At 48.0% G+C, this 20,578-nt stretch carries 16 protein-coding genes; 5 read left to right on the top strand and 11 right to left on the bottom strand.

Annotated features, from left to right (window positions below; all coding sequences use genetic code 11):
- The first annotated feature begins 19 nt into the window (after positions 1 to 19).
- The gene (locus tag AB4Z29_RS18865) at positions 20 to 265 is read left to right on the top strand and encodes a copper amine oxidase N-terminal domain-containing protein (RefSeq protein WP_441944564.1); all 246 of its coding nucleotides are present in this window, start codon (positions 20 to 22) and stop codon (positions 263 to 265) included.
- An 8-nt stretch (positions 266 to 273) separates the two neighbouring features.
- Here AB4Z29_RS18865 and kapB read toward each other — a convergent pair whose 3' ends face one another.
- Positions 274 to 669, bottom strand: a complete 396-nt coding sequence (kapB, locus tag AB4Z29_RS18860) for a sporulation phosphorelay system protein KapB (protein ID WP_441944563.1) — start codon at positions 667 to 669, stop codon at positions 274 to 276.
- A gap of 202 nt (positions 670 to 871) precedes the next feature.
- Between kapB and AB4Z29_RS18855 the strand changes: the two genes are divergently transcribed.
- The 3 genes from AB4Z29_RS18855 to AB4Z29_RS18845 all read left to right on the top strand — a co-directional run bounded on the left by AB4Z29_RS18855 (position 872) and on the right by AB4Z29_RS18845 (position 4,597).
- Positions 872 to 1,987 (top strand): MGDG synthase family glycosyltransferase, encoded by a 1,116-nt coding sequence (locus AB4Z29_RS18855; RefSeq protein ID WP_441944562.1) that lies wholly within the window; start codon positions 872 to 874, stop codon positions 1,985 to 1,987.
- Between the two features lie 85 nt (positions 1,988 to 2,072).
- Positions 2,073 to 3,488: an NAD-dependent malic enzyme gene (locus AB4Z29_RS18850; protein ID WP_441944561.1), complete on the top strand. Its 1,416-nt coding sequence runs from the start codon at positions 2,073 to 2,075 to the stop codon at positions 3,486 to 3,488.
- Between the two features lie 464 nt (positions 3,489 to 3,952).
- A complete protein-coding gene (locus AB4Z29_RS18845) occupies positions 3,953 to 4,597 on the top strand; it encodes a YqaA family protein (protein ID WP_441944560.1) in 645 nt (214 codons plus the stop codon).
- A gap of 164 nt (positions 4,598 to 4,761) precedes the next feature.
- Here the strand turns inward: AB4Z29_RS18845 and AB4Z29_RS18840 are convergent, their stop codons facing one another.
- The 10 genes from AB4Z29_RS18840 to AB4Z29_RS18795 all read right to left on the bottom strand — a co-directional run bounded on the left by AB4Z29_RS18840 (position 4,762) and on the right by AB4Z29_RS18795 (position 18,995).
- Positions 4,762 to 5,766: a C40 family peptidase gene (locus tag AB4Z29_RS18840; RefSeq protein ID WP_441944559.1), complete on the bottom strand. Its 1,005-nt coding sequence runs from the start codon at positions 5,764 to 5,766 to the stop codon at positions 4,762 to 4,764.
- 338 nt (positions 5,767 to 6,104) lie between these two features.
- Positions 6,105 to 7,010: a cation diffusion facilitator family transporter gene (locus tag AB4Z29_RS18835; RefSeq protein ID WP_441944679.1), complete on the bottom strand. Its 906-nt coding sequence runs from the start codon at positions 7,008 to 7,010 to the stop codon at positions 6,105 to 6,107.
- A gap of 293 nt (positions 7,011 to 7,303) precedes the next feature.
- Positions 7,304 to 8,962, bottom strand: a complete 1,659-nt coding sequence (locus AB4Z29_RS18830; RefSeq protein WP_441944678.1) for a glycoside hydrolase family 13 protein — start codon at positions 8,960 to 8,962, stop codon at positions 7,304 to 7,306.
- 115 nt (positions 8,963 to 9,077) lie between these two features.
- Positions 9,078 to 10,169, bottom strand: a complete 1,092-nt coding sequence (locus AB4Z29_RS18825) for a carbohydrate ABC transporter permease (RefSeq protein ID WP_441944558.1) — start codon at positions 10,167 to 10,169, stop codon at positions 9,078 to 9,080.
- Position 10,170: 1 nt separating this feature from the next.
- Positions 10,171 to 11,253, bottom strand: a complete 1,083-nt coding sequence (locus AB4Z29_RS18820; protein WP_183559306.1) for a carbohydrate ABC transporter permease — start codon at positions 11,251 to 11,253, stop codon at positions 10,171 to 10,173.
- A gap of 336 nt (positions 11,254 to 11,589) precedes the next feature.
- Positions 11,590 to 12,993: an ABC transporter substrate-binding protein gene (locus AB4Z29_RS18815; RefSeq protein WP_441944557.1), complete on the bottom strand. Its 1,404-nt coding sequence runs from the start codon at positions 12,991 to 12,993 to the stop codon at positions 11,590 to 11,592.
- Between the two features lie 269 nt (positions 12,994 to 13,262).
- Complete coding sequence (locus AB4Z29_RS18810) at positions 13,263 to 14,267, bottom strand: LacI family DNA-binding transcriptional regulator (protein ID WP_441944556.1); 1,005 nt, start codon at positions 14,265 to 14,267, stop codon at positions 13,263 to 13,265.
- Positions 14,268 to 14,698: 431 nt separating this feature from the next.
- Positions 14,699 to 16,318, bottom strand: coding sequence for an ABC-F family ATP-binding cassette domain-containing protein (locus tag AB4Z29_RS18805; protein ID WP_441944555.1), 1,620 nt, complete (start codon positions 16,316 to 16,318; stop codon positions 14,699 to 14,701).
- 257 nt (positions 16,319 to 16,575) lie between these two features.
- Positions 16,576 to 17,643 carry a Gfo/Idh/MocA family protein gene (locus AB4Z29_RS18800; protein ID WP_441944554.1) on the bottom strand — a complete coding sequence of 356 codons (1,068 nt, stop codon included), beginning with the start codon at positions 17,641 to 17,643 and terminating at the stop codon, positions 16,576 to 16,578.
- Positions 17,644 to 17,888: 245 nt separating this feature from the next.
- Positions 17,889 to 18,995 carry an MBL fold metallo-hydrolase gene (locus AB4Z29_RS18795; protein WP_441944553.1) on the bottom strand — a complete coding sequence of 369 codons (1,107 nt, stop codon included), beginning with the start codon at positions 18,993 to 18,995 and terminating at the stop codon, positions 17,889 to 17,891.
- 264 nt (positions 18,996 to 19,259) lie between these two features.
- Between AB4Z29_RS18795 and AB4Z29_RS18790 the strand changes: the two genes are divergently transcribed.
- Positions 19,260 to 20,414, top strand: coding sequence for a virulence factor (locus AB4Z29_RS18790; RefSeq protein WP_441944552.1), 1,155 nt, complete (start codon positions 19,260 to 19,262; stop codon positions 20,412 to 20,414).
- The last annotated feature ends 164 nt before the right edge of the window (positions 20,415 to 20,578 follow it).

Below are 20,578 nucleotides of genomic sequence, written 5' to 3'. Positions count from 1 at the left end.
GGATGCAATGGGGACGAGTGTGAAATGGAACCCCTCGGTGCGCACGGCTTCGATTAAGCTGGCGGATCGAACCGTCGATATCGCTGCCGGATCCGCAGCCATTACGGTTAATGGCGCAGCTCGGACGCTTGAAACGCCTCCTGCCATCATCAATAACTTCAGCAAGTCGCCAAACTTGTTTGTGCCGCTTGCAGCTTTGTCCGAAGGACTCCAGTTCCAGATCATCTATCGCGGCAGCTTAAAAACGGTCTTCATTAATAGATAGCCGTTTGTCTATTTGTATTCCTTCTGAAGCTGCTGCATCTGTTCAAGTGCTTTTGCCGCCCAGCGATGCAGGCGGTCAAGCGAAGCAACCTCTGCCTCAGCAGCAGCTTTCAATGACGCTCCATACTCCGGCACGGAGCCCGCATAGGGCAACACATCACGAAGCAGCACCGTTGTTTTTTCGGTATAGCTAAGGGCACGCCGCTCATGGAACATCGGAACATCCGGATTATAGGGATTATGCAAATCCCCCTGCTCCGGATGCTTCAGTACAGCGAGCACCTTGACTAAGGCGCGAGGTCCATTAATTTCGACGAGTTCCCCTATATAATGACCGGATCGAACCTCTGCTTTTACATGGTCTCCAACTTTAATACTCTTATCATTTTGATTTGCTATTTCCATTTTGATTAACCTCGCTTATTGTTTTATTATCGCTTGTAAAATATATGTAAATATAGTTGAGGACAGGGAAGCATAAGCTTATCACATGCACATCGTCATTCTAGGATAAATTATCCAAAGCTTTATTAGCAACCCTTAAGGATAAAACTTGTGTTAGTTGCACTTGCATCGTAATATGGAATTAGAAAAGTAGGTGGAATGAATGCGTAAGAAAAGAGTGCTCCTGCTCTCTGAAGGCTTTGGCTCCGGTCATACTCAAGCTGCCTATGCGCTCGCTGTCGGACTAAAGCAGTTAAGTCCGGGGATTCAGACCCGCGTCATCGAGCTTGGAAAATTTCTTAATCCGGTGCTTGGTCCATGGATAATATCTGCATATCGCAAAACAGTTAGCAAACAGCCCAAGATGGTCGGTCTTATGTACCGCAGCAACTATAAAAAATCGTTCAATCGACTTACACAGCTTGCGCTCCATCGCATGTTTTATACCCAGACCTCTCAAGTCATATCCCAATTGAAGCCGGATCTGATTATTTGCACGCATCCGGGACCCAATGCGGTTGTTGCAAGACTTAAGCGTCTTGGATTGGACATGCCGCTGTATACGTTAATTACGGATTACGACGCGCATGGCTCTTGGGTGAACAAAGAGGTCAACCGATATTTGGTTTCCTCGCCTCTCGTTAAGGAGAGACTGATTGATAAAGGAATCTCGGAGAATCGCATAGAAGTAACAGGTATTCCCGTTCATCCGAATTTCTGGCATACATACGATAAAGAGGAAGTACGCGAGCAGTTTCAGCTAAAAAATATGCCGACGGTTCTTATTATGGGCGGCGGCTGGGGAATCATGTATGAGGACAATGCCCTCGAATACATGACCAAGTGGCGCGAAACCACCCAATTGATCTACTGCGTTGGCTCTAATGAGAAGATGAAAGAAAAGATGCTGTCAGATCCTCTCTTCCGGCATCCGAATATTCGCATTCTCAGCTTTACCCGAGAGGTCAACAAACTGATGGACGTGTCCGATCTGCTCATTACGAAGCCAGGCGGCATGACTTGTACGGAAGGCATGAGCAAAGGAATTCCAATGCTCTTCTATGAACCGATTCCCGGTCAAGAAGAAGAAAACTGCGAATACTTCATTAGCAACGGTTTTGGTGAAATGCTCGATTCGAACGATACCGTCGATCGATGGTTTTCGCTCATTCACGAGCCTTATGCCTCCGGTCAATTCAGAGATGGTCTACTAACTAAGCGAAACCTACAATACGACCCAATGAGTTGTCCGAACGCCGTCCTGCGACTAATGCAGTGACGGCTTTCTTTTTTGAGGGAGATTATGAAGCATAAATAGGGTGTACTTATTCAAATAGTATAATGAATGAAGGGAGCTGTTTATTATGGGATCACAGATGACCGACGGCAAAACGATTATTTTGAGGGTTGAGATTGATACGAATATCGCGCAGTTTGGACGGGCAGCTACCGCGATTGAGCAAGCTAAGGGAGACATCATCGCAATTGACGTCATACATACGGATAAAAATAAAAGCTTACGTGATTTAACCGTGAAAATTACGGAAAATGGCGCTGCTGAACGGCTCACGTCCGCTTTGAAGGCAATTCCCGGCATTCGGCTCGTACACATTTCCGATCGTACCTTCCTGCTTCATTTGGGCGGAAAAATAACGATACAGCCTAAAACGCCTATTCAAAACCGCGACGACCTATCCCGGGTTTACACGCCTGACGTCGCAAGGGTTTGCCAGGCTATATTTGAAGAGCCCTCCAAGGCTTTTACGCTCACGGTCAAAAGAAACATGGTGGCAGTCGTGTCAGACGGAAGCGCTGTCCTTGGATTAGGCAATATCGGACCATACGCTGCCATGCCGGTTATGGAAGGAAAGGCGATGCTTTTCAAGCAGTTTGCCGATGTTGATGCTTTCCCGATCTGCCTCGACACGCAAGATACCGATGAAATTATTGCTACTATTAAAAACCTAGCGCCCGCTTTCGGCGGTATTAATCTAGAGGATATTTCCGCACCGCGCTGCTTCGAGATCGAGCAAAGGCTTCGGGATGAGCTTGATATCCCTGTGTTTCACGATGACCAGCACGGCACGGCCGTCGTCCTATACGCAAGCTTGCTTAACGCTCTGAAGCTGACTGGCCGGAGCATACGCGATACGCGAATCGTCATTTGCGGCATCGGAGCTGCCGGCACTGCATGCACCAAAATGCTGCTCGCAGGCGGTGCGGAACATATCGTTGGCGTCGATCGCGATGGCATCCTGACTGCCGACAAGACTTACGACAACCAGATGTGGCAGTGGTACGCGGACAATACGAACCCGGAGCGCCAAAGCGGCGGATTAGCAGAAGCTTTGAGCGGCGCTGATGTTTTTATCGGCGTCTCGGCTGGCGGCATACTGACTCGTGCTCATATTGAGACGATGGCAAAGGACCCGATCGTTTTCGCAATGGCTAATCCTGAGCCCGAGATCAGGCCAGAGCTTGCTGAGGACATTGTTGCGGTATTTGCCACTGGCCGCTCGGACTATCCCAACCAGATCAACAATGTCCTATGTTTTCCCGGCATCTTCCGCGGAGCACTCGACAGCCGGGCTACGACGATTAACGAGGAGATGAAGCTTGCAGCGGCAGAAGCGATCGCATCTGTAATTAGTGATGAAGAGCTAAGTCCGATGTACATTGTGCCGAGTGTCTTCAATACGCGCGTTGTCGAAGAGGTTCGCAAAAGGGTCATTCAAGCCGCTCAGCAAAGCGGCGTTTCCCGCCGTCAGACGCGGGAATAGCATCGGCTATCCTGCTGCTTTTTGAGCAATCTATTGGCTTCACGGTAATTACAACTGCCTCAAATGCATAGAGCACCCTTCGGGTTTTTAATAAACGCCGTATATCTATGGGACCATCCCGTAAATATACGGCGTTTATCTGTTCTAGTATGAATGGAAAAGCAAATTATGTTTCTGAATACATAAGGCACAAACCTTTATAATCAAATATGCGGTGTAATAAAAGTGATTGAAACCTTTAAGCGAATCATACGTATTCGTTCTAAGGAACTAGCATCAAAAATGAACACATGACAACTATCATCTTCTTAACCGAATTAATTGTGATATAATTAAAATATCAAGCGCTAAAGCGCTTTTTCAACAAGCTGCAGCATATATTAGCAAATATGGGAGTTTTTATTCTAGAATATCTCGATAAGCAGGCTTTATGTGCAGTTAGTTGATGGAAAGGGAGCCTGGTAATGTTTCAAGCAGTTGTCGACTTTTTAGAGAAATTCGGGCCTCTGGGACTATTTATTCATGCATTTCTTGACGCTGTTATCTTCCCCATTCCCGCGTTTTTTCTTCAAGTTTCATTGAGTCTACTCAACCCAAGTACAGCCTTATGGCTGGCTACCGTGGGCTATGTTGCTTGTCTCTTAGGTACACCTGTAGGGTATTATCTAGGCAAGGTGATGGGCAAATCAGTCCTATATAAGTTTTTGAAAAAGGAATGGATCGACGCTGCCACTGAAAAATTTCAGAAGAACGGTGAAGCCGCCATTCTCATTGGTTCTTTCACACCTATTCCATTCAAAGTATTTACGATTCTGTCAGGCTGCTTGAACTTTCCAATCTGGAGATTAATCGGGTATGCGGCAATTGGACGGGGCTTGAAGTTTTATATTGTCGGCCTCCTGTTTTATTTTTACGGCCAATCTGCAGAGGGGATGGTAAAAGACGTTTCCTTGTATATTTTCATTGGAGCCGTTCCCATCGTCGTCGTGTATTTGATCATTCGCAAGAAACGCAACAAAAAGAAGGCTTTAGCCGAACAGCAAGCACAGTCTACGGCGCAAGAACCAATGAAACAACCTGAAGGTACAACCATACAAATCGATTCTTAAATGCTAAGAAATATAAACAAACAAGCGTAAACGGCTGTCGACGTCCTCTGCGGCAAAAGCAGTCGTTTCGCGGAAATATATAAGTACATTTATAAGTGAAAACATATAAATTCTTATATATTAGAAAGGCCGATCAGACTTGTCTGATCGGCCTTTTCTCTTCATTATAACGCGCTTCCGCCAAACACGAGACGGTATTCCCAGTGCGTTCCTTCGATATTGCTAATTGTTACTCCTCCGCCTTCATTGGAGTACGTATGTAATACCTTTCCGTCACCTAAGTAGATGCCATCATGCGTAATCGTTTGCGAGGACTTATCGATACCGTTGTACGAGGAAGCTTTAGTCCCTTTATAGGACATGAAGAAAACCAAATCGCCTCGTTCAAGCGCTCTCCAATTCGTATTTGCTGTTCCTTTATCTTTAACATACTGGGCTTGCTGCCTTGAATCTGCCGGTAGCCTAACGCCCAGCCCGTCTAGAAACGATTGCCTAACAAAATCAGAACAGTCGAAGGTAGTCGTCGTGTTGCGGTCTGAACCGTATTCATAAGGCGTACCCAAATACTTCATTCCCGCAGCGATCATTTTCTCAACCGCCTCGTCCTTCGTCTCATCCGGTGCGGTTACTGGCCCGCCGTCATTGCCTGTTCCTCCATCCGGAATAGTACCCGTGACGCTTAGGTATGCAGCTTGCGTGCTCACATATCCCCTTACGCCATTGCCGTCCCGAACCTCATACCAATAGCTGTTCGTTTTGGCAATGACCGTCACTTTCTCGCCTTTCTTCAAATATCGGATGCGCTCGCCTGACGTGGATGCAGACTTACGGAAGGAAACCGACGCTTTCACGGTTGCATTGCCCGTTTGCTCCGGTGCTGAGCTTAGCAGCTCAATATATTGGGATGAAGTCGAAATGTATCCCGTTCTACCTGAGGAATCCGTTATTTTATACCAATAGGAATTGACCTTCTCGACTACCGTTACTTGTTCGCCTTTCTTTAGGCTTCGAATAATCGAGCCTGATGTGGAGGGAGCGGATCGCATATTTACGCCGGACTGAACCTCTCCTGCCTGTGCAGCGAGCGCTGCCGGAACCGAAATGGAGCTGAACAATAAAGCTGCCGTTAATGTTGCTGTTGCCATCCTTTGTTTCATCGTGTATTGCAAATTATACGCCTCCCTTGTTGTGAAAACAGTGAAAATATAACGGTTTCTGTTCCCATTGTAGTTTCGTTTCAGGAAGACAAGTATCGTCCAATACACCTATTTAGAGAAGCAATCAATTGGGCAGGAAGACATATACATCAGCTGTAAAATCATACAAAAAAGACGATTCCGCTTAGGAACCGTCTTTCCACCTATTGCTATTTACATTTCCAGCTGATTCAAGGCAGATAAATCATTTTCATCTCATAATATTGGGTCTTTTGGGTAGATGAATAAAATGATCCAAAAGAACCATTTAACGGTATATCAGCAAAAATTGGCAACAATTACCGCTTATTTCAGTGCTTTTCAATCGACATTATTTCGGAATTTTCGACATTTTCCTGAGGCTCCACATGAACATGGACACTCATAATATTATGCTTTCTACCCATTCGATGCTCAATCTCATCGCTAATCTGATGGCTCTCGATTAGAGAAAGCTCAGGGTCAACCTGAACGATGACATCAACGAGCACATGGCTTCCATGAACTCTTGCCTTGATATCCTTAATGGCCTTGACGCCTTTTGTCTTGGCAATCGTTGTGCGTAGTGAAGAAAGCTCATTCTCGTCAAAACCGTCTGTCAGTGCATGCGTCGAGCTATAAAAGATTTCCCAAGCCGTTTTGCAGATGATGGCCCCCACTGCCAAAGCCGCAACCGGATCAAGCCAAGGGAGGCCGAACTGAGCCCCAATAATGCCAATTGCTGCACCGATACTGACAAGCGCGTCCGACAAATTGTCCTTAGCCGCAGCAAGCAGCGCCTGGTTATTAATACGAAGGGCCAGCCTTCGATTATAAATATATACGCCGCCCATACAGACAGCCGCGAATAACGCGACCCAAGCAGAGTTTAAGTTCGGAATTTGGTGCTCCGAGTTGAACAATGACTTTACAGCGCCAATCAGTACCTGAATGCCTACCGTCGCCATAATAAAAGAAGCAATAAGCGCAGCAATCGTCTCTGCACGGAAATGTCCGTATGGATGATCCTTATCTGGCGGCTTCTGCGAAATTCGAAGTCCGATCAATACAGCAGCAGATGCCACGATGTCCGTTAGATTGTTGAAGCCGTCTGCAACGAGAGCTCCCGACACAAACCAGTAGCCCGCACCGAGTTTTAGCGCAGATAAAGCCAAGTAGGCCCCAATGCTAACCCAGGCACCTTTTTCGCCCTGTTTAATCTCCTCATACTGATTCAGTTTCAATACCCTCCCAAGCGTAAAAACGTATGTATTTGTAAAGCACTCCGATAACCTATCGGTATCATACCCGAAAGAACCCGTGTGGGTCTAGAGAAACAGTGTTTACCAGGTGCGTACTTTTATGCATGGATGCAACAATTATTGCCGTTGCCAAAGTTGAGGCTTACAAATAAAAGCGCTCTAGACGGAGGTCTAAAGCGCTTTTATTCCTGTCTCTATTTTCAAAAACAGCTTTCTATAGCGGTACTGTTGGCACATCGTTTCAGAAATAAACGAGCCGCCCATCAGTTTCAAATAACCTCATATATTCGTGCCTCGTAAGGCTTAAGCTCCATTTCGGTCGTCTCGCTGCTCCAATTGACCTCGGTCTGGCTGTAGTTGCCAAGCATTAGCTTCAAACTTAAACGATTATTGCCAAAATATGATTCTGAGAATGCAAATGAACGATGCTCTATACTGTGGTTGAGCAGCACAAGCCATTCCGTCCCTTCCAATTCGCGCACATAGACATACAAATGCGGATCATCTGCGCTTATATCAGTGAAGTCGCCATACACCATAATTCGGTTTGCTTTGCGTAAAGCGATAAGCTTGCGATAATAAGCCAATACCGAGTCCGGATCCTTCTCAGCTTGCTCAACATTTATTTCCTCGTAATTAGGATTGATTTGGAGCCATGGCTCCGCTTCTCCAAAGCCAGCATGCGGTCCATCATTCCATTGCATAGGCGTCCTTGAATTATCTCGGCTAAGCGGCTGCAAATCACGAAATACTGCCGCAGGGTCGCCGCCTTTCCCGATTTCCTCTACATATCGATTTATCATGGCGATATCCTTGTAATCACCAATTGTCTCAAATTTGACTCCTGTCATTCCGATCTCTTCACCTTGATAAATGTACGGAATGCCTGGAAGCGTATGGATCATAGTGCCGAGCAGCTTGGCTGACTCCACCCGGTACTCAGAATCATTGCCATACCTTGATACTTGCCTCGTATGATCGTGGTTGTTCAAAAACTGGGAGCCAAAGCCGCGCCCGTCCAACGCTTCTGCCCAAAGCCTCTGGATGCGCTTGAAGCGCAGCATGTCCCACTCCGGCATTTCGTCCGCCACCTCGAAGTGAAACAGCGTATTGAGCTCCTGACGCTCCTCATCAACGAATAGCGGTCCCGTCTCTGGTGTTGCAAAAGCAATTTCGCCAACAGTCATCATATCATAATGTCTGAACACCTCATGGTTCATTTCCTGCAAATACCGATGGAGCCCCGCATTATGTGTCAAATATCGAATGTCCCGCGGATTTTCTACATCGGCAAATAACGTCGGCTTAGCTAACAGCGCGAGAGCATCAAGCCGTAGACCATCGACCCCCTTGTCCAGCCAAAATCGCAGCATCTTGTAAATCTCTTGCCTCATTTCTTGATTCGCCCAGTTCAAATCAGGCTGCTCAACCGCAAAGGAATGCATATAATATTGATTCGATGCATCATCAAGCTCCCAACATGATGGATTGAAATAAGAGCGCCAATTCGTTGGCGGCCTGCCTCGATAGCCATCATGCCAAATATACCAATCCCGTTTCGGATTGCTAGCCGAAGATCGTGATTCTTTAAACCAAGCATGCTGGTCCGAGGTATGGTTCACTACGACGTCCATCATCAGCTTCATGCCCCGAGCATGCGTCTCTGCTACTAGCAACTCAAAATCTGCCATCGTGCCCGCTTTGTCCATGACTGTATAATAATCAGAAACGTCATAGCCGTTATCTTTGTCAGGAGATTCATTAAACGGGTTAACCCATACCATCGTCACCCCCAGCGACTGAATATAGTCCAGCTTCTCAATGACACCCCTTAAGTCGCCGATGCCATCTCCATTCGTATCGCGGAAGCTGCGCCAGTATACCTGATATACGACGGATTCCTTCCACCAAGCTTCATTTGGCTGCATGATGATCACTCCTTTATTTATCAGGTTGCCTGCCTTAGTCAAAAAAACGAATGGCGCATGCTCGGCATTCGGCAGAGGCGCTGCGCCATTCGTATCGTACAACATTCTTCCTATCCTAGCCTTTAATCGAGCCGCCAAGCATACCCCGTACGAAATACTTCTGCAAAGCGAAAAATACAGCCAAAGGCATCAGCATTGAAACGAATGCGGCAGCCGTCAGCAGATGCCAATCATTTCCTCTAGAGCCGACCATGTTGGCAATATTCATAGACAGCACCTGAACTTCCGGCTGGCTGCCAAGGAATATTAGCGATACTAAATAATCGTTCCATACCCATAAAAACTGAAATATACTAATAGATGCGAGTGCCGGAACCGACAACGGCAGGATCAGCTTGCTGAAGATCGTGAAATTTGTAGCTCCATCCATAAATGCCGATTCGAACAAATCCTTCGGCAATTGGCTGATAGATGTGTACATGAAATAAGTAATGAGCGGCAAACCAAAAGCCGTATGCGCAAGCCATATGCCGAAATAGGTTCCGTTTAGTCCTAGCGATGTGTAATCGCGCAAGATCGGGATTAGCGCCACCTGCAGCGGCACGACAAGCAATGCGATCACAATTACGAATAGCGTTTTTCGACCTGGGAAGCGAAGCCAAGCGAAGGCATATGCCGCAAAGGAAGCAATAAAGATCGGAATGACCGTTGCCGGTACCGTTACCGCGATCGTGTTCCAGAAGGAACGCGACATGCCGCTGCCCTTCTCTGTTTTCGTCGTCCCGTCCGGCATCGTAATCGAATAGCTTTTCCCGCCGAGCACCGTTTCGTAGTTTTGAGTCGTGAAGCTGGAAATAATCGTCCACTGCTTATCCTGTATATTCAGCAGTCTTGCACGTCGATTTTCCCATATCAATCGTTCTCCGTTTACCTCCACACCTGCACGCAACTGATCATCCGAATAGGTCGCTCCATTGACTTTAATCGGCTCCCGCAAATCTGTTTCCTTCGGAAGCTGAAGCTGCTCCGAGGTTTGCCAATCGCGATGGGGCAGTATGTTCCACCAGCCTGTCGACAGTATATCTGCGGCCGGCCGGAACGAGGATACCAATAGGCCGAGCGTCGGAATCGTCCATATGAGGCAGATGATGGCGAGCACCGTATTCACGAGCCATTTGGACTTGCGAATTTTTTTGTTTTTGCTCATCCTAGAATCCCCCCTCTCTACGGAACTGACGCAGGTTGACAATAATGACCGGAATAACCGCGATTAGCAATACGATAGCTAACGTTGAGCCGTAGCCGGCATTTTGATACATGAAGAGCTGCCTGTAGAACTGTGTTGCGACGACATCTGTTTCATATTGTCCGCCGGTCATTATCATAACCACATCGAATATTTTGAGAGTAAAAACAATAATCGTAGTCGTTACGGACAGCAGCGTCCCCGAAATGTAAGGAATCATGATTTTGAAAAAAATCCGAACCTCGCCTGCGCCATCCATCCTTGCCGCTTCCAGCGTATCCTCCGGGATGCTCTTAATCGCAGCCGAGAAAATAACCATGGCAAATCCCGTTTGCATCCATATAAGGATCGCGATCAGAAACAGATTGTTCCACGGCTGTATCATACTGAGCCACGCCTGCGGCTCGCCGCCGAACTTCACGACAATGGCATTCAATAGGCCGATTTGCTCCGTACCGGGCTGATAGTAATAAATGAATTTCCAGATTACACCTGCAGCGACAAACGAAATCGCCATAGGCATAAAGATCAATCCTTTAGCCAGCTTCTCGAAGCTGCTGCGGTCAGCCAATATGGCTATTAGCAAGCCTAAGCTTACGCATGCCAGCGTGCCAAAAAATACCCAAAGCAGATTGTTGCGAAGCGCCATTAGAAGAAGGCGATCCGTAAATACGGCAACATAGTTGGCGAATCCAACAAAGTTAACCGAGCCGGCATCAAAGAAGCTTAAATATAAAGTCCTAAGCGTTGGAAAAACGAGCAGCCAGCCTAGCAGCAGCACCGCCGGACCAACAAATACAAAAGGCAATATTCTTCGCTTCCATTGATCCGGATATTGCTCAACTACCCAGTTGAAGGAGTAGTAAATGGAATATATGCCTAGCGCCCCCCAAAGAACGGCTAGCACCGCATTGAATACAGGCGGCAGGCTTGAGTCGCGGAAGAATAAAAAGATGCCCCAATGAATGGCAATATTCAAGGCTGGCACCAACACCGATATCAAGAGCAAACGCAGAGCATTGCCTTTTCGAGCTTGCAGTTCCATATGAGTCCTCCTTAAAGGTTTGCGGAGCAAACCTTACTTCGTGAGCAACAGCTTAGGTTTGCGTAGCAAACCTTACTTCGTAAGCAACAGCTTAGGTTTGCGGAGCAAACCTTACTTCGTAAGCAACAGCTTAGGTTTGCGTAGCAAACCTTACTTCGTGAGCAACAGCTTAGGTTTGCGGAGCAAACCTAACTTCGTAAGCAACAGCTTAGGTTTGCGGAGCAAACCTTACTTCGTAAGCAACAGCTTAGGTTTGCGTAACATGTCTTTTAATAAAGCTATAGATTGTAGAGGTACTCGCTTTTCAGCGAGCACCCCCACTGTTTCTCTTGCGGCTTATTTTTTATAACCTGCTTGGATTTCTTTCAAAGCTGTGTCGAGATCAACCGTTCCACTTACCCAGTCAGTCATCCCTTTCCAAAACGTACCTGCGCCAACTGAACCCGGCATCAAGTCAGAGCCATCGAAACGGATCGTATCCGCCGTTTTTATAAACTCAGCCATTCTGCGTTCTTGATCATTCGGATACCATGAGGCATCTGCGTCGTTCATCGGCGCCGTTACGCCACCTGTTTGAATCCATGTTTTGAGGGATTCGCCCGTAGAGAAAAACTCAAGCACTGCGCGAACCTCTGGACGGTCATTGAACATCGCGTAGATATCGCCAGAGATTAAAGCAGGCTGGCCATACTGCTCATCTATCGCAGGCAGTGGGAACCAATCATAATCATCCGCAGTCAAGCCTTCTGGGAAGAAGCTTGTAATGAAGCCCGCTTGACGGTGAAGCCATGCCTTTGGCGGATTATCGAAGAGCGGTTTAACCGCATCGCCGAAAGAAGTCGTAGCGATCGATTTGCGGCCGCCATAAACATAATCCTCGTTGAACCAAATTTCAGCCATTTTTTCCGCGGCATTTTTCACAATCGGATCAGTAAACGGAAGCTCGCCGGTTAACCATTTATCATAGTTTTCCGGTGTTGTTGTACGGAGCATAATGTCTTCCATCCAGTCTGTTGCAGGCCAGCCTGTCGCAGTACCGCTCTCAATGCCAATACTCCACGCCGGATCGCCGTCTTTAGCGATTTGATCCGTCAGCGTCATAAGCTCTGCCCATGTTTTTGGAACCGTATAGCCAGCGTCTGCAAAAGCTTTTTTGTTATACCATACCAAGCTCTTCACGCTGCTCCGCGCCCATACGCCAGCCATAACGTCGCCGCTTGAGCCTTTCATCGTAGCCATATCCAGCCAGCTTTGATTGTACTGCTTTTTCAAATAGTCATCGCTCAAAAATGATTTCACGTCAATGACTTTGCCTGACTCTACAAATCCCTTCAGGAGGCCTGGTTGAGGAAAATCTGCAATATCCGGCGCATTGCCGCCGTTTACACGGACAGAAATCGTAGCTTCGAACTCTTTTGAGCCTTCATATGCAATATCAATTCCCGTTTTCTCTTCAAACGCTTTGATGCTTTCCGTAAATTTCACTTCATCAGCATCCGTAAACGGACCGAACATCGTTACTTTTTTCCCTTTGAAATCACCGTTCATCGCTTGGGCAAGCGCGCTGTCTCCGCCATTCGTATCTGTATTCCCATCATCAGCAGCTGCATCTGGCTTTTCCGTTGGCGTATTTGCCCCGTTATTTGTATTGTTTTTCCCTCCGCAAGCCGATATTGCCATGGCAAGTACGATCAACAGAATAAAGGCAGTCAATGCTTTCTTTGTGTTTTTCGCGTACATAGACCTCATCCTTTCTTATTTAAACAATCCAGTAATTACCTTAAACCTTCATGGCCTTTTCGAAACATCCAAAATAGCTATTCATTCCTCGCTTGCCTCACCTCCTTTAAAATGCCAATTCAGGCTTTTTTTATGCCCATTATTCCAGCTATGTTAGGTATTCCGTAAAGTAATCGCTTTCATTAAACTTGAAAAGCTTTTCAACATTTTCGAGCAGTGCTCGCTTCGAAAGCTATTATCAGCCTTTTAACGATCAAGCACTTATTGTATTAAGTCATTCTAGTCGATTCTCTTATCACAAGTTGATGAGGAAGCTTTTCTCTCAAAACGGCAACCTCGCCGTTCGTAATCAGCTCATGAAGCTTCTCTACTGAGCGGTAGCCGATATCATAGGTGGGTTGGTCAATCGTTGTCAGCTTGGGAATAAACATCTGCGCCATGCGGATGTTGTCAAAGCCAATGACAGACATTTGGTCAGGCACTGATTTCCCATGATCCCGCAAATAAGAAATGACCCCCATTGCGAACTCATCTGATGCGGCAAATATAGCCGTTAGCTCGGAACAACGGGCGAAAAGCCGTTCAGACGCCTCGTATGCATGCTCGAATCGATGCTCAGCAAACTCAATTTCATCCGTATTAGGGACAATTCCAAACTCTAGCAGCGCTTTCTTGTATCCTGCATATCGTGGCTTACCGGATATCGTATGCCCGAGCGGGAAGCTGATCATGCCAATGCGGCGATGTCCCGATTCGATTAAATGCTTTACAGCTTCATATGCACCCTGCTCATCGTCAATATCAACAGAGGGTATGTCATATTCAGGCGCATTCGTGGAAGCCAGCACGAAAGGCAGACGATAACGCTGCATTTCCTCGTAGTACTCCTCGTGCAGCGAGTCGCTCGCGAATATAATGCCGTCAACCTGCTTCTCAAAAAACGTCTGAACGTAAGCGATTGTCCTCTTCTTGTCCCGGTCTGTATTGCATATCATCAAGCTATGGTTGAGCATGACAGCAGCGTCCTGCATTCCCCGAATGAGTCCTGCATAATAGGGATTCTCGATATCCGGTATCATCACACCTAGCGTATCGGACTTTTTGTAGATTAGGCCGCGAGCGAACCCATTTGGCTGGTACTGCAGCACCTCGATCGCTTCCAATACCTTCACACGCTTCTCTTTAATCACTGTATCCGGTGCATTCATGACTCTCGATACCGTACTAATCGATACATTGGCATACTTCGCTACATCTCGTATGGTCGATTTCATAGTTGCACGTCCTTCTTGCTCATTAGGATGGTTTGGAGCACACAAACGCATTCTCCGTCTATCCCGCACATTCATGAAAAGGCTTTCTGAAAACCTTTTCAGGATTAGTATAGTCCCAAAAATCATGCTTTGCAACAATAATTTACACTTGCTTGTCCAACTAAAAAAGAAAGCATGCCTATTACGAAGACCGCTTTCTTCAATATGCTCTTATTCAATGGCTTTCACTCTTATCGCTCATCACTGCTCAAAAAAACGTTTTTTCTCAGCAGGTGTGCGCGGCCGTCCCTTATTCAGTCATAACATTGATATCATAGGTAAGCAGTTAAATCCTATCTACCTTCCAGTTGCTCTTATGTATTCTGATACAAAAAAAGAGTTCGTCTTCAAGGAAAACCTCGCAGGCGAACTCTCTATCTGATAGCATCAGCTTATACGGCGTACATACGTTCCCGAAGTGCTTTTACTTCCGCGCTCTCCAGATACTCGTCATAAGTCATCATCCGGTCGATTACGCCATTTGGCGTAATTTCAACGATTCGGTTCGCGATTGTTTGTACGAACTGATGGTCATGTGACGTGAATAGAATCGTACAATCTGTATCCGTCAAGCCGTTGTTTAGCGCCGTGATGGATTCGAGATCCAAGTGATTCGTTGGCTCATCGAGAATAAATACGTTAGCGCCTTCAAGCATCATTTTAGACAACATACAACGAACCTTCTCGCCCCCGGACAACACGCTAGCTTTCTTCATCGCATCGTCGCCTGAGAACAGCATACGTCCAAGGAAACCGCGAATGAACGTCTCATCCGGATCCTTAGAATACTGGCGAAGCCATTCCACCAGGTTCAGATCAACGCCGTCGAAATAAGGGGAGTTGTCTTTAGGGAAGTAAGCCTGTGACGTCGTTACGCCCCATGAGTAGCTGCCTGCATCCGCTTCTACTTCGCCAACAAGCAGTTGGAAAAGCAGCGTTTTAGGCAAGCTGTTCGGTCCAACAAACGCTACCTTATCGCCTTTGTTAAGTGCAATGGTAAGATTGTCGATTACTTTCTCTCCGTCAATCGTTTTGGTCAAGCCGTCAACCAGCAGTAGCTGCTTGCCTGCCTCGCGTTCGCCTTTGAAGAGGATGAACGGGTATTTACGATTCGACGGACGAATGTCGTCAAGCGAGATTTTCTCAAGCAGCTTCTGTCTTGAAGTCGCCTGCTTCGCTTTCGATTTGTTTGCGCTAAAGCGCTGAATAAACGCTTGAAGCTCTTTGATTTTGTCTTCCTTCTTCTTGTTCTCGCCGCGCATCAGCTGCAAAGCAAGCTGGCTCGACTCGTACCAGAAGTCGTAGTTGCCGACGTACATTTGGATTTTGCCAAAGTCAATGTCCGCAATGTGCGTACATACCGTGTTCAGGAAATGCCTGTCATGGCTGACTACAACAACAGTGCCTTGATAGTCGGCAAGGAAATCCTCAAGCCAGCGAATGGACTCAATGTCCAAGTGGTTGGTAGGCTCATCGAGCAATAGAATGTTCGGTGCGCCGAACAAAGCTTGAGCAAGCAATACGCGTACCTTCTCGTTGCCGCTAAGCTCTGCCATTTTCTTGTCATGCAGATCAGGTGTGATGCCAAGGCCATTCAGCATTTCAGCCGCTTCCGATTCAGCTTCCCAACCGTTCATGTCTGCAAAATCAGCTTCGAGCTCACCTGCGCGCATGCCGTCCTCATCAGTGAAGTCCGCTTTCGCATACAGCGCGTCCTTCTCCTTCATGACTTCATACAAACGCTTATGCCCCATCATAACCGTCTCAAGAACGACTGACTCATCGTACTCGTAATGGTTCTGCTTCAGAACGGCAAGCCGTTCGCCCGGCGTTATATGCACTTCTCCGTGCGATTGTTCTACTTCACCGGATAATATTTTGAGAAAAGTCGATTTGCCAGCGCCATTCGCGCCAATTAAGCCATAACAGTTGCCTGGCGTAAACTTAATGCTTACATCTTCAAAAAGCGCCCGCTTCCCGTAACGGAGCGTTATGCCACTTGTACTAATCATTCGTTTAATCCCGTCCTTCACTACAAAATCAGTTTATATCGAACCATTATACCACAGTATGCTCGGAAACCGAACCCTCTTTTGCCATTGTCACGGCCATTTCACAGGCTTAGCTTTTTATGAAAGGTAATTTCTTACAGGCTGCATGCGTAAAAGCCCTCCTTGAAGCTACCCGCGGTCAGCAAGCTTCAAGGAGGGCTAACACAAAACAAGCACATCGACACAGGGTGCTTTCGCTGTAAGGCGCTTTCGCTGGTTTAGTCCCAGTTCAGCTTAACTTCGTTGCCCGTGCGGGATGATTCGTAAATCGCATCTAGAATACGGTTATTGGTATAACCGGAAAGAGCGGAAGTAATCGGCTGCTTGCCTTCTTGAATACATTCTACAAAGTGGCGGCTCATCAGAATCCGATCCTCTTCTCCGTCCAGCGGTGTAATATCGATTTCGGCAACGCCCGTCTCGGCATGCGTTACGTACTTGCCGTATTTGCCTACGATCGCGACGCCGCCTTGTGTCCCCATGAGGTGGATGAAAGGCTCCTCCGATAGAAACGCCGCATGTGCGGCCCAACTGACTTCCAGTGACAGGGTTGCGCCATTATCGAGCTTGATCAGCGCGGATGCAAGATCCTCAACATCATAGTATCCATCCCAATTCGGCGTTCCCCAGTTGCCAATGCCCTCGCGCTTCGGTCCGAACTCTGCATAGGTTGACCCGTATACGGATACAGGCTTCGGATTACCCATTAGATAAAGAGATAAATCCAGCATATGAACGCCAATATCGATAAGCGGTCCGCCTCCGGACTGATCCTTGCGCGTAAACCATGATCCCCAGCCCGGAATACCTTTTTTACGGAACCAGCCCGCTTTCGCGTTGTATACTTGTCCAACATCGCCATTGTCGATATGCTGCTTAAGTGCCCGGCTTAGACCGCTCCAGCGCATTTGATGCGACATCATTAGAATTTTGCCTGATTTCTCTACTTCTTCAACAATCTCGCGTGCAGCATCCGAATTGATTGCCATCGGCTTCTCCAATAGAACATGCTTGCCGTGCTTAAGCGCTTCAATCGCAAGCGCAGCATGGTAGTTGTTCGGCACGCCAATGACGACGGCATCAATCGACGGGTCCTCAAGCAGGGCTTGCGGACTTGCATGCACGGTCTCGATGCCGTGCTCGGAAGCTCTTTGCTCGGCAAGAGGAAGGTAAACGTCCGTTACTGCCACGACATCGATGCCTTCTACCATTTTGAAAGTTTGCATATGAATGCTGCCGATCGCGCCCGCTCCGATAATGCCAAGGCGTATGTTAGCTTGACTCATTTGTTGCTCCTCCTTAAAGGTTTGTTTGCAAACCTTGCATCGTAAGCTTTACTTAGGTTTGCTTGCAAACCTTGCTTCGTAAGCTTTACTTAGGTTTGCTTGCATACCTTGCTTCGTAAGCTCTGCCTCAGGCATGCAAGCAAACCTTGATTCGTCATCATTTGCCAATCTATGCTCTAGAACAGTATAACCCGTTCTTCTACTGTCGTCATTGCGCGAATTTGGCGTGCATTTGTTCGCGTTTGTTATTTCCCAGACAATCGCCATGTCTCGCCAAGCGGCAAAATAACGATGCGCTCATCCGGAATACTTCGGCTCCTGCGCTCTGCTTCCAGCCGATCCAGCGCTTCGCGCGGCGTATCATCGGCTAGCTTGAATGCGCCGAAATGCATCGGCACGAACCATTTGGCCGACAAATCATCGAACGCTTGGAGCGCCTGCTCAGGCGTAATATGCTGCGGAGCCATAAACCATTCAGGCTCGTAAGCGCCAATCGGCAGCAAGGCTACATCAATCGGAAACCTTTTGCCAATTTCCTTAAAGCCTTGAAAGTAGCCGCTGTCACCCGCGAAATATATCGTCGGGAAATCCGCCACTAGAGGCCTCTCCAGCTCCGCCGCTCCGCTAAAGAACGGATGCAAGCGTTCAGCCTCCTCGGCTGCGCTGGCCGTCTCAGCGCGGGCCTCGGCATTTACCGAGGAGACCTTCACGGTCGAAGCCTCACTGCCCGCAGGCCTGCTAGCAAGCTTGCCGCTGCGCGACGCAGGACGTTCAATGACAAAACCTCCCCAGTGCGAGCTGTTCGTATCCCATGGACTGCGCCTCGTGGAATGCTGGGAAGGCACGAAGGTGAATTTGACTCCGCTAATCATAACGGATTCCCACCAGTGCAGCTCGTGGACGCGGATAAAGCCTTTTTTTCGAAGTTTAGCCCCTAGACCTGCCGGAACAAGCAGCTGCCTGCCACCGATCAGTCTCCTGAGCGAGTTGATATTCAAATGATCATAATGGGAATGTGAAATAAGAACAACATCGACAGGCGGAACATCGTCGATTGGAATACCCGGCGGTGAGAGCCTTTTTTGAAAAGCCATCTGGGTGGACCAGACCGGGTCCGTCATAATATTCAAACCGCCAAGCTGTATGAAAAAGGTCGAATGCCCGACCCAAGTGAGGGAAGGCCATTTTCGGTTATCTTCCAAATATGCGATGTCAGGCTCGACATTCGGAACGGTGAATGAATAATCCTTCATTCTCAGCCTGCGAATGCGCTCTTGACGCCATCTTTTGAATTGCTTCAACGATGTGTGCTGTTCAATCGGATCTATGTTTGCAAATCGTTTTAACCTCAACCGTTCATCCCTCCCCGCAAATTGTTTTGTTTTTATAAGATACCAAGGTGACAGCTTACAATGCAAATATGTTATTTATACGTAAAGCCTCCTGCCGCAAAATGATTCCGACCCGAATGCCGTTCAACGTTCGCATCCATTTCTAAAATCAGTTACACTTGGATATATAGGTTTTACACATAAGACTACGCTTTCGACGCAGCAAATGTTACTCAATTGCTGGAAACGAATGACGAATCCATCACCCTTTCAGGAGGTTTCCTTATGAAATTAATTTCCATAGAGCCCACGCCGAGTCCGAATTCCATGAAGCTGAACGTGGACGAGACGCTGCCGCGCGGTCGCAGATTTACGTATAAGGCGAGTGAGGCAGGCGAAGCGCCGGGCCTGCTGCAGCAGCTGCTTCAAATCAATGGCGTACGCAGCTTATTCCGTACCGCTGACTTTATCGCGCTGGACCGAAAGCCGGGAGCGGATTGGGCGGCCATACTCGCGGCGGCTGGACAGCTGCTCCAGAAGGATGCCGCTGATGGGGAGCAGGCAGGCGGCAAGGGACCTGCCACGAGCTACGGCGAAGCACAGGTTCTCGTCCAAATGTATCGGGGCATCCCTATGCAGGTACGCGTACGAATGGGAGATACGGAAGCGCGCTCTGCTTTGCCTGCCCAGTTCGGCGAAGCCGTAAGCCGTGCTGCCGGCTCAGGCATGATTCGGGAGCGCAAGCTGGAGGAATTCGGCGTCCGCTACGGAGAGCCTGATGAGATCGCAGTTGAGATCGTCCGAGAGCTTGAGGCCTCTTATTCGACTGAGCGGCTCGAGACACTCGTTCAAGCCGCGATTGAGCAAGGCCAAACAGGGATTGAGGAAGGCGCCGCGCCAGCTGTCGTTAGACCCGTGCCGCTAACGCTTGAGGAAGCAACTGCACAGTTCGCCTCTCCCGACTGGCAGGTACGCTATGCTGCGCTCGACAGATACGTATCCGCAATCGAAGGACTGCCTCTGCTAGCGGAAGCGATCAAGGACGAGAATACATCGATTAGAAGGCTTGCCGTCATTTACCTTGGCGATTTGCGTGCACCAGAAGCACTGCCGTACCTGTTCATTGCGCTCCGCGACTCCTCTACCTCCGTGAGGCGCACGGCTGGTGATACATTATCGGACCTTGGCGATCCCGCAGCAACGCAGCCGATGATTGAATCGCTTCGTGATAAGAACAAGCTTGTCCGTTGGCGGGCTGCGAGATTCCTGTATGAGGCTGGCGACGAATCGGCTGTCGAGGCACTCCGCGAGGCTGCTAAGGACAGCGAGTTTGAAATTCAGCTCCAAGCCCAAATGGCGCTTGAGCGGATCGAACGCGGCGAAGAGGCTGCCGGCTCCGTTTGGCAGCAAATGACGGCAGCGAGAAACAATGGTCAATAACGTACTGCCATGCATGTCAATTTCATTTTTCAATTGAACATCAAACGGGTGTGCGAGCCGAGAATAATACAGCTTGCACACCCTTTCTTCCATGCATGAAAAGAAATCTTAATTACGCAAGGTTGTCTATTGAGATCATATTCGGCCTTATTGCGCAGCTGCTG

Source organism: Paenibacillus sp. 2TAB23 (genome assembly GCF_052115165.1).
Classification (GTDB): domain Bacteria; phylum Bacillota; class Bacilli; order Paenibacillales; family Paenibacillaceae; genus Pristimantibacillus.
This window is presented reverse-complemented; position numbering and strand designations above follow the sequence as displayed.